Here is a 15551-nt window from a genome sequence, read left to right as displayed (position 1 = left end):
ATCTAGCTTTAAAATACTTTTAAAAACCAGAACTCATGTTCTGGTTTTTTGTATCTGAGCTCAGTAAAACTTCAGAGTTTGGATAACAACAATCACGCCCCTAACTTGGTAAAGGCCAACGGGGTTTGTCCAGTTTGCTGTTTGAAAAAAGCGATAAACGCACTGTTGGATGAGAACTCTAGCAGATGAGCCACATCAACGACTTGTCGGTTTTCTGAGAGCAGTTCAATCGCTTTAAACAAGCGCCATTGCTGTCGCCACTCTTGGTAAGTCATGCCTGTTTCGGCTTTGAATAATCGAGTAATCGTTTTGGTGCTTGCGCCAACCGAGTTCGCTAATGTCGAGAGGGCTGGGGCAAGAAAGGAAGCGGTTCGGACTTGTTTGCAAAAGCTTTTAAAGCGGCGATCTGTCGGTAGTGGCAAGATAAACGAGTGTTGGTTAGCACTGTAAAACTCTTCCCAGAATAGGTTGGCGGTATTGGTGGTTTGCTCGCGGGCAACGTCCCAATCCCAGAAAGCCATCTTATTGATCAGGGCTTTTAAAAGCTCATTCACTTCCACAATTTCAATCGCTTCTGGGCAGGTGTAAATACTGCTATCAAAATAGAGCGACCGATAAGCAACCACATTGGTCATCTGCGCGCGATGTTTGGTATAAGGCGGGATCCACACGGCTTTAGTCGGCGGCAAAATGCAAATGGCGTTTTCTAAGGTCAAGGTGATGCAACCCTGCGGAGCATACAGCAACTGTCCTTTTACGTGGTGATGTATTCCTGAGTCATGCTGACCTAGCTCTGCCGCAATCCCTATTACGGGCGCAGGTAAGCTGTCTGCATCAAACTCAATGGTTTCGCTGATTAATGCCATTTGTCCCAATCTTGTTGTTTTTGGTTTTAATGTTGTTAACGAGCCAAGGTTAGTTTCCCCTAGACTCCTCGTCAAGTTCACTGGTCTTGGAAAAATGATGAAAACAAAACCTTCTTTATGGCAAATGGTGCTATTGCTGATGTTCCCTCAAATCGCAGAAACCATCTATAGCCCGACTCTGGATTCAATATCGAAATCCTTTGATGTCAGTTACACACAAGCTGCTCAAACCCTATCGATTTACTTCTCAGCGTTTGCGCTCGGTGTTGTGGTATGGGGCATATTGGCAGACAAATGGGGGCGCCGACCAACCATGTTACTGGGCATGGGGTTATTCGCCTGTTCAGCACTTATTGCTATGCAAACCGACAGCTTTACGTGGTTGATGATAGCCAGAGCCATGGGTGCTTTCGGGCTTGCGGTGGGCTCGGTGGTGACACAAACCATGTTGCGCGATGCCTTTAGCGGCGCGGAACTGGCCAAGGTGTTTGGTTACATGGGGATGGGGCTGTCGATTAGTCCAATCATCGGGCTGCTTCTTGGCGGTCAACTAAGCCAAGCGGGCGGGCATCAATATGTGTTTATTGCCTTGTTTATTATGGTGTTAGCGTTGTTGGCACATAGCCTATGGTCATTGCCTGAAACGCAACAATCTAAGCAGCCATTGCAGTTAAAGTCACTCAGTATTCACATGATCAAAGATAGCGATATATGGATGTCTGCGTTGCTAGTTGCGTCGTTCAATATTGCGCTATTTTCCTATTATCAATTGGGTTCATTTGCCTTCATTCAACTTGGATTTAGCGTTGAGCAGTTTGGCTACAGCGGCATTGTGCTTGGGTTCGGGACTCTGTTGGGAAGCTTGGTGAACAAGACATTGTTGAAGAGACAAGTGTCTTCAATGTCTCTGATTGGTATCGCGGCAGGGCTTCAAACATTAGGTGCGGTGGGTGTCTATTTTTCACAACACTCAATATGGTTTTTACTTCCGATGATGCTGGTGGTCATGGCATTTGGTATTGCGATCCCTAATGTATTGAGCCGAGCATTAGTCAGCTACCAATCTCAAGCGGGAAGTGCAGGTGCACTGTTTGGTTTGATGTATTACACCTTGATCGGCTCAGGGCTCGCTTTAGCGGGAATGATTCAAGATTTAGGGGGGGTGTTGGTACTTTGCGGCGCTTTATCTGTTCTGGTGACGATACGCAGTCGACTCCAGCTTAAACGCTAAGTCTCTCATCTGTATTGATAAATTCCGTGTCCTGTTTGGCGCGGAATTTATCATTTCTTGGTGTGTAAATTTGGATATTGACAGGGGTAGAGTGATCGTTCTATCTTGTAGGTAGAACAATCATTCTACCCTTTGTCGGGTATTAAGAGAGCACTATGTTGAGAGAACAGATTGCAGCAAGCTTAGAGGTGGCATTTAGCCAGCAAGGTTTTGCTGAGCCGAGCGTTGCACAGCTGAAAACGGCGTGCGATGTAAGCCTAAGAACCTTGTATAAACATTTCCCTTCAAAAGAAGCGATGATCGTTGGTGCCTTGGAATATCGACACCAACGTTACCTAGATTTCTTGTTGGAAACGTCTCCTGAAAAGGGTCTCGAATCGGTTACTCATATCTTCAACAAGCTCCAACAATGGTTAGAAGAGTATGCGCCGCACGGGTGTATGTCGATGAATGCGATGGCCGCGTTTCCCGATAATGAGCTTATCAGCCAAGCGGTTACACAGCATAAAGAACAAGTCCGTTTGCTAATAGGCAAGCAGAGCCTGCGAGATGATCTCGCGACACCACTGTTTTTACTTCATGAAGGCGTATCAAGCGCGTGGCCAGTATTAGGCGAAGAAGCGGTGGCATCAGCACAGAATATGGTTACAAAATTACTCGAGGAAACACGATGAAATTCGAAATACCGAAAACAATGAAAGGCGTAGAGATGTTGGGGCACGGCGGAGCAGAAATGCTTGGCTACCGCGAAGATATCGCGGTTCCTCAAATCGAACCTAATGAAGTGCTGATCAAAGTGATGGCAGCAGGTGTTAACAATACCGATATCAACACACGAATCGGCTGGTACTCAAAAAGCGATGACTCAGACGATGCAAGTTGGTCGGGTGAAGCGTTGAAGTTCCCTCGTATCCAAGGTGCTGACGTGTGTGGTTTCATCGTAGCAGTCGGTAATGAAGTCTCTGCTGACCGTATTGGTGAGCGTGTTCTTATCGAACCTTGTTTAACAGAAGTATACGGACGAGATCTGCCACAGCCATGGTATTTCGGTTCTGAGTGCGATGGTGGGTTCGCTGAATACACCAAAGTTGCAGCGAAGCACGCTTATGCGGTGAACAGCACCATGTCGGATGTTGAACTAGCATCTTTCCCATGTTCTTACTCAACAGCAGAGAACATGCTAACTCGCGCGAATGTGGCTGAAGGTGATCGCGTGCTTATCTCTGGTGCATCGGGCGGTGTGGGCTCTGCGGCTATTCAGCTAGCAAAAGCTCGCGGCGCGTATGTGATTGCGATTACCAGCCCAAGCAAGAACCAACAGTTACTTGAACTTGGCGCTGATGAAGTGATTGCTCGTGATGCGGATTTGGTTAAAGCGCTAGGCGAAAGTAGCGTCAATGTGGTTATCGATTTAGTGGCAGGTGACAAATGGCCGGAATTCCTTGAAGTGCTGAAACCACATGGCCGTTATGCCGTATCTGGCGCAATTGGTGGCGCTATGGTTGAGCTTGATGTTCGCACTTTGTATCTCAAAGATCTCAGCTTTTTTGGTTGCACAGTTTTAGAACCACAAGTATTTCAGAATCTAGTCAACCGTATCGAGAAACAGCAGATTGGTGCCATCGTTGCAGAGTCTTATCCGCTAGCCGATATCCATAAAGCGCAAGATGAGTTCTTAAAGAAAAAGCATGTTGGTAAGATCGTGTTGGAAGTGGCAGAACGCTAGTTTTAGTCAGCTTCACGGTTTAGATTTATGGAAGAGCGAGCAAGCGTTATGTGCTCGCTCTTCTTGTTTCTGGCGAATACTGGCGGGCTCAGTCTTGCAACCCGTTGAGTAACAGATCCTATACAGCTGAAAAGTTAATGATTCATTTATCATTGTGTGGTTTATGAATTAACTGTGCGATAATTACCGCCATTATATATCCCTATCTATGTTGTATTTATCAAGGAGCCGTATTGATGTTTAAAAGGGTATTGCAGGCACTATTCTCACCTTTTGTTTATTCAAAAAACAAACCCTCTGCAGAGCCTGCCCAACAAGAGCAACAACAAACCGTTGCTACTGATTCTGTTCAGTCTTCAATCTTTGTTCCGCCGTCGTCCGCTCAGCCATCATCATTAATCGTCGATAAGACGCTTAGCCTTCACGATGGTGAGTTCCTTGATTATTTGTTTGGAGAGTCTCGCCTTCGCACGGAGTCAGACCCATTTAGTGATTTTGTCGCTTGCCAAATCGAACGCTTGATTCGCTCTCCAAAAGCCTTGCTTAATGAACTGCCAGTGATGCCAGCCTCTGTGACCACGTTAATGGGCGAATTACAGAGCGATGAGTTTGATGTCGATACTCTGTTAAGAGTGATTGAGCGCGAGCCGAGTATGGCTGCCGATGTGATTAAACTGGCAAATAGCGCCTTTTACAAACGCAATGAAAAACAGGTTACCGACCTAAAAACAGCATTCTTAAATATGGGTTCTCAGGGGCTTGTTGAAGGGGTGGTGAATAGCTACATGAAGAACTTCACGCCGGGGAACAATATTTACTGGCGTCACTTCGGTGAGAAAATTTGGAATCACAGTGTTCAGACTGCGTCGTTTTCTAAGGAGTTGATGAAAGACTCTTCACCTCAAGAAGATCAAGCAGCGGCATACTTTGTTGGGTTAATTCGCAACTTAGGCAAGATGATCATTTTCCAGATGATGGTAGAAGCCTTCAAGCATGTTGATCCTTCTGTTCCACCTAACTCGTTGGCATTGAAGCGCCTGATGAACAGCTACTCTATTCGCCTGACTTACACCATTGCTAAGTTCTGGGAACTGCCAGAGTCTGTGTTGACCGCAATTGGCTACCAAGAGTCGAGCCGATACGAATGCACACCACTTGGTCAAGCTGTGTTTGAAGCTAACTACTTGAGTGAGCTGTGCTATTTACTGGAAGAACAAACGATTGAAGTCGAGCAATTTAAGCGCAGATGCAAAGAGACACTGATGTCTCCGGCTGCATACAAAGTGGCTAACCGTATCTATAAAGAGTCTGAATTGGCGCTAGTGAGCTAACCCTTAGCCTATTCGACCTACGCTGTGACTGAACATAATGATTGGTTGCAGCTTGGTTGGGCTAGGTTGTGAAATACATTCAGCTACGAAATACGCTTACAAATGGCTAATCCACAGCTTGTCGAGTTCGCACCAACCGAAACCATTTACTTGTGCGCCGTGTATCTTTTCAGAAACCTCTAAGTTGAACGCCTCTTGCTTGAGCTCAACCACAACCCCAGATTCATGCAACCAATGCCGGAGCGACAACAGTGCATTCATCGCTAACTCAAAGTCTGGTTGGTTTGTTATTGAGGCTAAGCCTTGTTCGATTGTCTCTAGCATCTCAGAAGGTAAAGTTAATTCCTCAAACGGGAAGCGAGTGAAAAAGCTTAACCACGAAGTGAAGGTGTCGTTCTCATCAATAATACTGCACAGCGCGACGTCTTTGGTAGTTAGGTAGTGAGTTAGGTAGTGCCCATATTCCACGCTGGTTTTGTGGTCGCCAGACACTGACAACTGATCGAAAAGGGCTTGGCATTCAGAGGTGTCTTCAACGGTGAACTCACGAACGGTTGAAGACAACATCGGGCTTTGAATCTTAAAGAAGGTTGAGCCGAAATCCGGTTGGGAAGAATGGTCATCCCCACGCACGGTGGTCGTCTTCTCGGGCAGTTTCACGCACACCTGATTTTGAGCGCAGGCTTTGCTCTGTGCCCATTCCTGATAGACCCACAACTCGACTCGATTCAGAATCGGCGTGCTGTGTGAATAGGCGCTATTGCGGCTCAATCTCAACATCTTGCTTGAGAAGATGTCTAATGAGAACGCGCCAGATCCAATCAGCCTATCAGTCGGTGATGAGTGATCGAATACGGAGGCTTCAGCCCTAGCAAGTAGGCGCGGTAAATGCCAATCAGGTTGATTCAACTTTACGACAACCACATTGCCTGCCGAGACAGAGACCTCATCAATATGCTGATAACAGCGACGCCATATTTTGCTTTGGCAGAGAGAGTTAAGGTTGCGTGCTATGTCTTGAGGTTCGAGTGTTCTTCCGTTATGAAAGTGAACACCATTGCGAATCTGAAAGTGCCACTGTGTCGCATCTTGATTAGGCTGCCAATGATAAGCCAGATCGCCGCTGAGTTTGCTGTGCTTAACGGAGGTTAGGCGTTGGCAAACTTGCATAACTAAGAAACGTTCGGTGCGTCTAAGCACGCGTTGAGGGTGAAGCGCTTCGAGTTCTCGGTGAAACGGGATGTACGCGATATTCTGCGTCGACGGATTGGTATTGCTTAGAAAGGCTTGCAACTCAGTGCCAGCATTGCGGCCGTTGAAGCTCAAGGTGCTAAACACCTGTTCTATGTTGCCTGCGTCAGCTTGGGTTTGTGCGTATTGGTAACACGCCTCAATGGGTTCAACCAGACACGTGAGTTGTGCCTTCTTGCTGCGGCCTGAGCTAGCTTGCCACTCAATCCAGCCTTGTGCTGTCATCGCTTTGAGTAAGGTCTGAACGTGACGTTCACTCACGTGCAGCAGTGTGGCCAGTTGGTTGACCTGACAGTGTGATACTCCAGGCCCAAAAGCCTGAAATATCTTTTCATACAGTTCAAGCTTACGCTTAAGGTTGCCCAATTTGCTTTTCCTAACGACGAGGTTGAGTTAAATGTGAATAGCCAGAATCAATCAGTGCGTTTTCCATCGTATCGAGAACTCGAGAGGTTATCTCTGAGCTCAGGATATTCGATTCAGTTTTGCCTTGAAGCACCAAATCTGAAAAATGGTCGATTTCAAACTCGAATCCATTCCCTGTCACTCGGTAGTTAATGGTCGACTTTTTGCCTTGATGTTCAATCTCAATAAAGGCCGGATTCCACCATTTTTCGTGAATGGTGATTTTGGTTTCAGGTCCACTCAAGTGTGCTGATCGGGGAAGGTTTTGCACTGTTGATGCCGATATCTTACCGCTTATATCACCAGAGAATGTAAAGCATGCATTGGTATCAACATTCGCTCCCTCATAAAGACACGACATCTCTACCTGAGGTTTTGAAGGGTTTACACCCAGCGTTCGGCACAGATCGTAAAAGAACCAAAGCCCATAGACCCCAACATCGAGTGTTGCTCCGCCTGACAAATCCGGATTGAAGATAAACAAATCGGGCTCATAGTCATGATGGTTACCAAAGCTGGCTTCGATTGAATCTATCTGAATGTTGTTATCGACCAAGAATGATTGGAGCTCACGATATGCGGGAAACACCACGGTTTTCATCGCTTCTAACAGCATCACGCCATTTTGTTTCGCAAGGGCTTTCATCTCAAGCCAGTCACCAAGGTTGGTAAAAGCCGGCTTCTCGACCAATACGTGCTTATTGTTCTTTAGAAACAGTTCTGCGAGTGGCTGGTGGTATGGGTGAACCGTAGCGATGTAAACCGCTTCTACACTTGGGTCATTCGCCATCTCTTCATAAGAGCCATAAGCCTTGTCGCAACCAAACTTGTTGGCGAACGTGGCTGCGCGTGAGTGATCTCTGGCGGCAACCGCATCAAGCTCACCATGCAGAGAGTGCTCTGTGACTGCGGTTGCGAATCGATTGGCGATATTGCCTAGCCCTGCGATGCCCCATTTTATTTTGCGTTGCGTGTCGCTCATCTGTTGCTCCAAATCGTTGTTTTGTATCAGTGTACTCAGAGACGTCACATACAAATAGAGAACAGATTTCTCAACCTGTTCTCTATTTCTTTTATTCTAGTTGAAGCTCAGGATTAGCTCTGTATTGAGTGTTTCCAATCGGCTAGGGCTTTAATGTGTTTTGGCCCGATGCCACAACAGCCACCGATAATATTCGCGCCCAGTGCATGCCAGCGTTTAGCGTAAGTTAAGTAACCTTGGCCATCCAGCTCACGCATCTCCTGAAACATATCATTCGCTTCATGTTCGTTGCTGATAGGCGCAAAATTGTTGGCATAGACACCAACTTCTAAATCACTGCCTAGCTCATCGATCACTTTCTTGGCATCGATAATGGCTTGATCCATCACTTCAGGCACTGAACAGTTAAACATAATGCCTGTCGCGTTTGATTGGCAGGCAAGTTTGATGGCGTCTGTTACGCTCTCGCCAGAACGAATATTGGCAGAATCGCCCTTGGTATCTTCCAAACTGAATGCGTAGTAACACGGCTTATCTGACTGCTTAAGAACCGCATGAATGGATTCGAACTCTTGCAGGCTGCAGATGGTTTCCGCGATCCAAAGATCGATGTTTGGATCCTGGGCATCGTAAAGCGTTTGAATGATTGGCGCTGCCTCTTCTACCTTAAACAAGTCTGGTCGGTAGCTGCCAAATGGCGGTGGAATCGCGCCTGCTACTTTCACTGTGTGGGTAGCATTGTCTGCAACTGCTTTAGCCAGCTCACCAGACAGTGTGGCTAGTTCAAAACCGCGTTGCTCGAACAGCTCTTCACCCAAGTGAAAAGGTACACAGGCGTAGCTATTGGTGATTAGGATTTCAGCACCTGCATCGACAAAGTTTTGATGTGCTTGGCTGACAAATTCGGGTGCTTCAATCAGCGCTTGAGCACTCCAAAGCGGTTGAGAAAATGGCGCGCCAATTTCTTTGAGTTCTCGGCCCATGCCGCCATCAAGTATGGTTAGTGTTTTCATATTCAATACTATCTAAACAATTGCTGAAGTTCTGCCGCCACCATATCAGACAACCTTGTCAGACAGAAGCCATCAAGCCAAGGTTCAACTATTGATGAGGGAGTTTCGTTATAGGTGGTCTAGCGGGCTAGTCGTACCGCTAAAGTGTTGCCCAATAACGTGAGTGTATATCTGAGTTGTCTTAACACCACTGTGCCCCAGTAACTCTTGAACCGTTCTGATATCGGAGCCTGAGTTTATAAGTTGCGTAGCAAAACTGTGCCTGAAAGTATGACAACTAATTCGCTTGTGGCGCAATTTGTTAGAGTTAGTCGCCTTCTTCAGCGTTTTTCGGATCACCGAATCATGTAGGTGGTGTCGGCATACGATCCCCGACTCTGGGTGTTGAGTGACGGATTTTGATGGGAATAGGTACATCCAAGCAAGTCGTCGATAGGCACTCGGGTATTTTTTGCCTAATCGGTGAGGCAAAGATGGCCTAAACCCATTCAAGTTATCTTTAGCAAGCAGAACTGCAACTTGTGAAATTTTGTCTTGTATAGCTTCAGTGAGTGAAAAACTTAAAATTGTCACTCGGTCTTTATTTCCTTTCCCATGGTGAACAGTGAAAGACCCTTGTTTTAGGTCTATATCTTGTACTCGAAGCCTCAGACATTCCGATACTCTCAAACCTGAACCATACAACAAGCGAAAAAACAGTTGATATTTAGGATCTATTTCATTGATCACCGAGATAGCTTCCGCATGATTGAGTACGCTAGGAATTTTTCGAGACCGAGTCGCATAGCTAAACCCTAAGTCTCCTAGAGGTTGCTTAATAAATTGATTGTATAAATAGGCTAGAGCATTGAGAGCTACCTTTTGAGTATTGATGGCTACTTTTTGTTGATTAGCTAAATGAGAAAGAAAGGAGACAACTTCATCGGCATGCATCTGTTCAGGGTGTTTAAGCTTATGAAAATGAATGAAGTATTTTATCCAGTAACAGTAGGCTTTGATTGTCTTGCGACTATAGCCTCGCATCGTCATATGTTCGCAAATTGCCTGCATGAATTGACTCGCCATATATTCCCCTCACAAAATCTGTACATACAGACAGTTTATTGCTTGTTGAATAATTAATGACTTAAAAAAGAGTGGTTTTTAACTCTGATTGAGCACGAATTTAACGAGAGGCTTATTTTAAATTATTGATTATACTGCAGATTTATGGGTGGTTAAGAATGAGGCCGAGCGTTACATAGTCGGCAATATGTGCTTGCACGTTTTCACACTTATTGTTTAGACCCACTTTTATATTAAATGCATAGCATTCAGTTGGTTATGAGTGACCTTTTTGATATGTTAAGCGGATGGATTCGTGTTTGCACAATATTAAAATGTTATGTTCTCGGAGGGATTCTGTGAGTGATTTACAATTAGTTCCTTTTGGTCTCAGAGAAGAAGACCAAGAAATTGTTGATGTAAGCGAAGTTATTAAAGGCAATAAATGTGGTTGTATTTGTCCTTCATGTGAGACCCCTTTAACTGCTAGGCAAGGGGATGTCAATCAATGGCATTTTGCTCATATTACGCGTAAATCATCAATGAAAACAAAAGATGAATGTGATTTCTCTTTTTTTGTTTCAGTTCGTTTAATGGCTCGCCAAGTAATTATTAAAGGCATAAATATTGATTTGCCCGCGAATATTGATTATGTAGGAGAAGAATCACCATCGGGCGAATACTTCTCAGAAGTATTCGAAATATCATCGGAGCAAACGGTTCAACTGTCAGCCCCTGAGTTAGATAAGAAATTTAATCATGTATGCGTTGATATTCTTGCAAACATCAAAGGTTTCCCATTTGTTATTTACTTTTCCCATCCCAACCGAGATACTCCTGAAGAGTTATGTCACCAGAAAGAAAAGTGTGGGGTTGTTGAAATAAAGCTAGACGAATTACTATCATTATTTCAAGCTCCTGAATCTAAAAATAAATCACATAAGAAAATTCTTAGCGATTTTTTACAATATAATTTAGAGTCTAAATTGTGGTTATTTCACCCAAGAGCAGAAAGTAAGCGCTACAATGCTCAATTGTCACTTCGGAAAACGATTGATATTTATGAAAAAAATCTTGCTATAGAGTTAGACTCTGAGAAATCCATTTCATGGAATAATCACTCTCCAAAAGTTAATATTGAGATACCTAAGCGTATTGCAAGATATGAGTGTGTAATTTGCAATGCTTTATGGGAAGGGAAGGATCCAGATGGTAATAAATGTCCTAATTGTAAAACTCATTTATATTCTCGTTTGGTACATTACATTACGTAAGAGCGAACATAACAATCGCATCAACACGATTTGCTACACTCGGCGTTGTCAGTTTGCCTTTAGTTTCAGTGATTAAGGCGTTAAAATTCAGCTAGGTCTGCATAGTAGCAAACGTGTTATGCAGGCGTTGTGCGTACTGAGTCCGAAATTTTTTGCACGGTTCATCAATAGAACCGAGACTTTCGTAGTTTCGGCTTAGTAAGCGTGAATTTCTTCTTTGTTGCTTTTTGGTTTCCGTTTCATCAAGTTCGGCAAATTAGCCCTTATTTCCCTAAGTTCAGACGTTTCAGAGGCATTTTTACGCTTCAATTGTTCTTTGGTTATGCCTCATTTTAGTCTGCATCCGTGCTTTACTCTTGGCATTTTCAATCCCAATTGTGGTTAGGATATTTGGTTTATCAGCTCTAAACTTGTTGAAACTAAGTCGTTCAAATGATGTAAAAAGTGTGTTGGTTTTCCATTTACTTCATCTCGCAATTTAAGGATATTTTGTTCGCTTAATTACTACCGGTAAATTAGAATCAGGGCTTAGAAAATGTTGGAAGGGCAGTTCTTTACCAAGTTAGCCAAGCCGAAAGTAAGCACGCACAACAATCGCATCAACACGATTTATTACATTCGGTATTCTGGGTTTGCCTTTAGTTTCGTGATTAAGGCGGTTAATTCAGGTTGGTTTGCATAGTAATAAACGTGTTATGCCAGCGTTATATCACTAGTGAGGGTTTAATGAAATATTACATACTAGGTTTTAATTTTGAGAATGGTTACTTCGAAGATATTGATGAAGATGCAATTCAAAGAAAGTATTCACGGTTTATTGTACGAAGAGGGCATCCAAATGTCCGATATGAGAATCATTTAACACTTCCTTTTCTACGAAATGATCATGATTTTTCAAAAGTATTTTTTGACGAGGAAAAAGCTAAATTTATAGCGGATCAAATAAACGATGCAATTCGATTAACTTATGACTCAGATGAAGAGTATGAACATAACCCTAACGTTCTCAAGAGTTTAGTGTATGAACACGGAAAGTTTGCTGATGAATATCCAGAATATTTTGAAGATTTATTTAGGGAATTTAAGGTTTATCGTACAAACTTTTCAGATCTAATGTTTAACGGGGTTAAACTAGCTAGTGTATATTGTAATGATGATAAATTAGTAAAGCAGTACAACGAGTTGTCTGTATATCTTACTAAATCAGGTAAAGTAATTTGTGAAAAAATAAGCAAAGAATTTGATATTGATGGGAGAGTTAAATCTCAAGCTGAAATATTTGATAGCATCGAAGAGGTCACAGGTTACTTCGGCTATGATTGGTTAGCTAAAGAGCTTTATTTAGATTTAGGCTTTGAAACCAGCACTTGGGTGGAGTAGTGATATAATCGGGTAGCCGGAGGTATCTAGCCTCCAGCCCCCACACCACCCTGCATGCGGCTCCGCACAGGGCGGTTCATTTAGAACACCTAACTGACTTTCTAGTTAGGATAATGAACTGCGATCCATCCATCTCTTAGTGAATATAATCCTGCTTTCTTCAGATACTCATTACTCAGAGCTTGCTGTATCCCTGGCGTTTTAGAGCTACGCCAAGGGCCTTTACTTGTGATACCACAAGCAACTGCGGCTTGGATCCTGACGCCACGTTTAAGTAAATTCTGTACCTTAGTCCGTGGTTTTCGCCACTGACGCCAGTAGCACATACGTACACGACGTCGGATCCAGTGGTCTAAATCGACACACCCTTGATAAGCGTTAGCTATGCCAAAGTAATTGATCCAGCCTTGCATGTATTGACGCACTTTAAACAGCTGATATTCCATACTAACGCCCCAATTTCGGTTCGTTAGTCGTCTCATCTTTTGTTTGAAAATGTGCAATGTTTTAGCATGCCACTGGATTTTCCCGCGATTAAATGTGAAGCCTAGGAACTTGCTTTGACTTACCTTAACCACTTGGCTTTTCTGTTCATTAACAACCAGTTTTAGCTTAGTGGCAAGGTATTGAGTGATGCTCTTGAGTACTCGTTCTCCCGCTCGAATAGACTTTACCAAAATGATAAAGTCGTCCGCGTAGCGGGCGAATTTATGCCCTCGGCTTTCCAGCTCTTTATCCAGACTATCCAACATAATGTTAGAGAGTAATGGCGAGAGTGGACCACCTTGAGGCACACCTTCAAAGCTTGCTTCAAATTGGCCATTGACCATCACACCTGCTCGTAGGTACTTACCAATAAGCGCCAACAGACGCTTATCCTGCACCTTACTTCTAAGTTGAGTCATCAAGAGATCATGATTAACTCGGTCAAAGAACTTAGACAGATCAACATCGACGGCAAATTTGCGTTTCTGTTTGATGATATCCCTTACTTGCAGTACCGCTTGTTTGGCATTTCTATTCGGCCTAAAACCAAAGCTGTTAGTCGAGAAGAACGGGTCAAACAGTGGCGTGAGTATTTGAGCTATCGCTTGCTGTATCACACGGTCAATGACGTTAGGGATCCCCAATTTGCGTATACCGCCATCGGGTTTGTCGATCTCAACACGCCTTACTGCTGAGGGCTTATACTCACCTCGCTCTAATTGAGATTTACACTGTTGCCAGCCGCCTTGTTGCATCCAAAGCGGGAAAGCTTCGATGGTCATGCCATCGATGCCTGGTGCGCCTTTATTGGCTTTAACTTGACGCCACGCTCGGTGTAGATTTTCAGGTTCGAGTAGTTGCTGGAATAAATCGCTGTTGAAGGCGGGTTGCAGATCAATACGCTGCTGATAGTAATCGTCTGGCGACGTAGTGGGTATCGACAAGTTTGACAAGACTCCTCCTTCTTCTAAATGTTCAGGCCTTCACCATATCCCAACCATTACGATGGGCGTTGGGCTACTATGCCGTCTGCTGACTTCTGCATAATCACATGCCGAGTTGCCCCGTCATGCGCTATCGGTTTCCATCTGATTCGCTCTTTTCAGTCGATGACGCTGAAAAGCCAAGGCACTTATAAACCAGAGCCTTACTGGTTAGTGACCGATCGCGAGTTAAGCAGATCTCCCCAGATAAGAGCATGAACTTTCTTTGCACTGCTGCATCATTTACGGTGGCCATTAGATCACGTGATTTCGTCGTCTTGTGCCAACTCATCTCTAGCCTACGCCTCATATGATGTTCTTGTTCATCAGCTCGCAAATTTGCTAGCGGCTTCCTTCAGACCAATCCTCGCGGATAAGCCCTTGCCATTCGCTAGTAGTTAACGTTTAATAACAGTATGTTATTCTCTTTTAGAAAGAGTAACGGTGATCTTCCTACAGAGGACTTTCACCTCATTAGTTCATGCCCATGCTGGGCGTACACAAACAATTTAAGAGTGATTCAGCACGCTTGGCATTTTTGGTTTGGATTTAGTTCAGAGTTTACGGTGGTCAAATTAAGTGCTGTGGTCGCGTGCTTCACACCTTAATTGGACTACATGGACTCCCTCTTTTGTCAACAATAGCTCCCGCTGACAACAGTGGATCGGACAGCAGCTCTACATTCGGTGTTTAATCGGAATCGTTCCGTCACCTTGATGATATTCGCTTGATGCCAGCCTCATTCGTTAAACAGTATTTATTACTTCCCAATTAAACAGGTTTAGGCATCTCGGTCTGGTCGTATTGTCATCATTTGCTATTGCTTTGACTCGGTGAGTGTTAACCGTTTACATAGTTAATCTTGTACTCTTTTCCTGTTGTTAATAATGCCCATATTATACGAGCATTTTTTGCTGCTAGGGCGACAGCTGCTCGTTTATAACCTCGTCGTTCAACGAGTTGATTTAACCAAATACTGTTGCGATCGGTTTTCTCTTTACATCGTGCAATAACGGCTCTTGCGCCATGAATAAGTAGAGTGCGAATGTGTTTTTCGCCTCTTTTGCTGATGCGACCAAGATGAACATGACCACCTGTTGAGTATTGTCTTGGAACCAACCCTATCCAAGCGGCAAATTGGCGGCTAGAGCCAAATTGTTTGGCGTCATTGACGGTTGCGACAATGGCACTTGCACTGTGTTCACCGACACCTGGAATATCCATGAGCGCTTTGGCTGAAGCCATCTCACGAACTAAAGCAGAGACTCTACGATCATAGTGCAATACTTCTAGGTTAAGGTGTTGAATCTTGTTCGATAGATCTTGAAGTAGCTCTCGAGCGAGTATAGGCAAACCATTTTCTGCATCTTCAAGGACACTACCAATAGTGTTTTGAGCCGAGTAGCGCCCCTGAGGCATCACAATACCAAATTCGGAAAGCAAACCTCTGAGCTGGTTAATAGTCGCCGTTCTTGTTTTAATTAGCCCCTGTCGAATACGGTGCAGGCAAAGCACAGCTTGTTGCTCTTCACTTTTTATAGAGACAAATCGTGTTTTGGGTCTAGATACCGCTTCACAG

Annotated in this window: 13 protein-coding genes; 6 read left to right on the top strand and 7 right to left on the bottom strand. The window is 44.2% G+C overall.

Annotated features, from left to right (window positions below):
• Positions 1–92: 92 nt before the first annotated feature.
• On the bottom strand, positions 93–866 hold the full coding sequence (locus tag AB6E52_RS02045) for a helix-turn-helix domain-containing protein (protein ID WP_017065211.1): 774 nt from the start codon (positions 864–866) through the stop codon (positions 93–95).
• A 97-nt stretch (positions 867–963) separates the two neighbouring features.
• On the opposite strand from AB6E52_RS02045, the gene AB6E52_RS02040 reads away from it, so the two are divergent.
• The 4 genes from AB6E52_RS02040 (at position 964) to AB6E52_RS02025 (ending at position 5154) form a co-directional block, all read left to right on the top strand.
• A complete protein-coding gene (locus tag AB6E52_RS02040) occupies positions 964–2097 on the top strand; it encodes a multidrug effflux MFS transporter (RefSeq protein WP_102321241.1) in 1134 nt (377 codons plus the stop codon).
• A 155-nt stretch (positions 2098–2252) separates the two neighbouring features.
• A complete protein-coding gene (locus AB6E52_RS02035) occupies positions 2253–2771 on the top strand; it encodes a TetR/AcrR family transcriptional regulator (protein ID WP_102321240.1) in 519 nt (172 codons plus the stop codon).
• Positions 2768–3823 (top strand): alcohol dehydrogenase family protein, encoded by a 1056-nt coding sequence (locus tag AB6E52_RS02030; protein ID WP_102321239.1) that lies wholly within the window; start codon positions 2768–2770, stop codon positions 3821–3823. Before AB6E52_RS02035 ends, AB6E52_RS02030 begins: the two co-directional genes overlap by 4 nt.
• Positions 3824–4059: 236 nt before the next feature.
• Positions 4060–5154: an HDOD domain-containing protein gene (locus tag AB6E52_RS02025; RefSeq protein WP_102321238.1), complete on the top strand. Its 1095-nt coding sequence runs from the start codon at positions 4060–4062 to the stop codon at positions 5152–5154.
• A 96-nt stretch (positions 5155–5250) separates the two neighbouring features.
• On the opposite strand, the gene AB6E52_RS02020 is transcribed toward AB6E52_RS02025, so the two are convergent.
• The 4 genes from AB6E52_RS02020 to AB6E52_RS02005 all read right to left on the bottom strand — a co-directional run bounded on the left by AB6E52_RS02020 (position 5251) and on the right by AB6E52_RS02005 (position 9870).
• Complete coding sequence (locus AB6E52_RS02020) at positions 5251–6771, bottom strand: SgrR family transcriptional regulator (RefSeq protein WP_102321237.1); 1521 nt, start codon at positions 6769–6771, stop codon at positions 5251–5253.
• Between the two features lie 10 nt (positions 6772–6781).
• A complete protein-coding gene (locus AB6E52_RS02015; RefSeq protein ID WP_102321236.1) occupies positions 6782–7792 on the bottom strand; it encodes a Gfo/Idh/MocA family protein in 1011 nt (336 codons plus the stop codon).
• Between the two features lie 113 nt (positions 7793–7905).
• Entirely contained in the window at positions 7906–8805 is a 900-nt protein-coding gene (locus AB6E52_RS02010) for a homocysteine S-methyltransferase family protein (RefSeq protein ID WP_017065219.1), read from the bottom strand.
• Between the two features lie 108 nt (positions 8806–8913).
• Positions 8914–9870 carry an integron integrase gene (locus tag AB6E52_RS02005; protein WP_102321235.1) on the bottom strand — a complete coding sequence of 319 codons (957 nt, stop codon included), beginning with the start codon at positions 9868–9870 and terminating at the stop codon, positions 8914–8916.
• 338 nt (positions 9871–10208) lie between these two features.
• On the opposite strand from AB6E52_RS02005, the gene AB6E52_RS02000 reads away from it, so the two are divergent.
• Together AB6E52_RS02000 and AB6E52_RS01995 are read left to right on the top strand one after the other, a co-directional pair.
• Positions 10209–11123, top strand: coding sequence for a competence protein CoiA family protein (locus tag AB6E52_RS02000; RefSeq protein WP_083190303.1), 915 nt, complete (start codon positions 10209–10211; stop codon positions 11121–11123).
• 726 nt (positions 11124–11849) lie between these two features.
• On the top strand, positions 11850–12503 hold the full coding sequence (locus AB6E52_RS01995) for a hypothetical protein (RefSeq protein WP_102321234.1): 654 nt from the start codon (positions 11850–11852) through the stop codon (positions 12501–12503).
• 101 nt (positions 12504–12604) lie between these two features.
• On the opposite strand, the gene ltrA is transcribed toward AB6E52_RS01995, so the two are convergent.
• Positions 12605–13942: a group II intron reverse transcriptase/maturase gene (gene ltrA, locus AB6E52_RS01990; protein WP_102319985.1), complete on the bottom strand. Its 1338-nt coding sequence runs from the start codon at positions 13940–13942 to the stop codon at positions 12605–12607.
• An 870-nt stretch (positions 13943–14812) separates the two neighbouring features.
• Positions 14813–15551, bottom strand: a 739-nt coding sequence (locus AB6E52_RS01985) for an IS110 family transposase (RefSeq protein WP_372189941.1), incomplete at its 5' end; no start/stop codon positions are given.

The organism is Vibrio sp. 10N.247.311.13 (assembly GCF_041467595.1).
Classification (GTDB): domain Bacteria; phylum Pseudomonadota; class Gammaproteobacteria; order Enterobacterales; family Vibrionaceae; genus Vibrio; species Vibrio crassostreae_C.
This window is presented reverse-complemented; position numbering and strand designations above follow the sequence as displayed.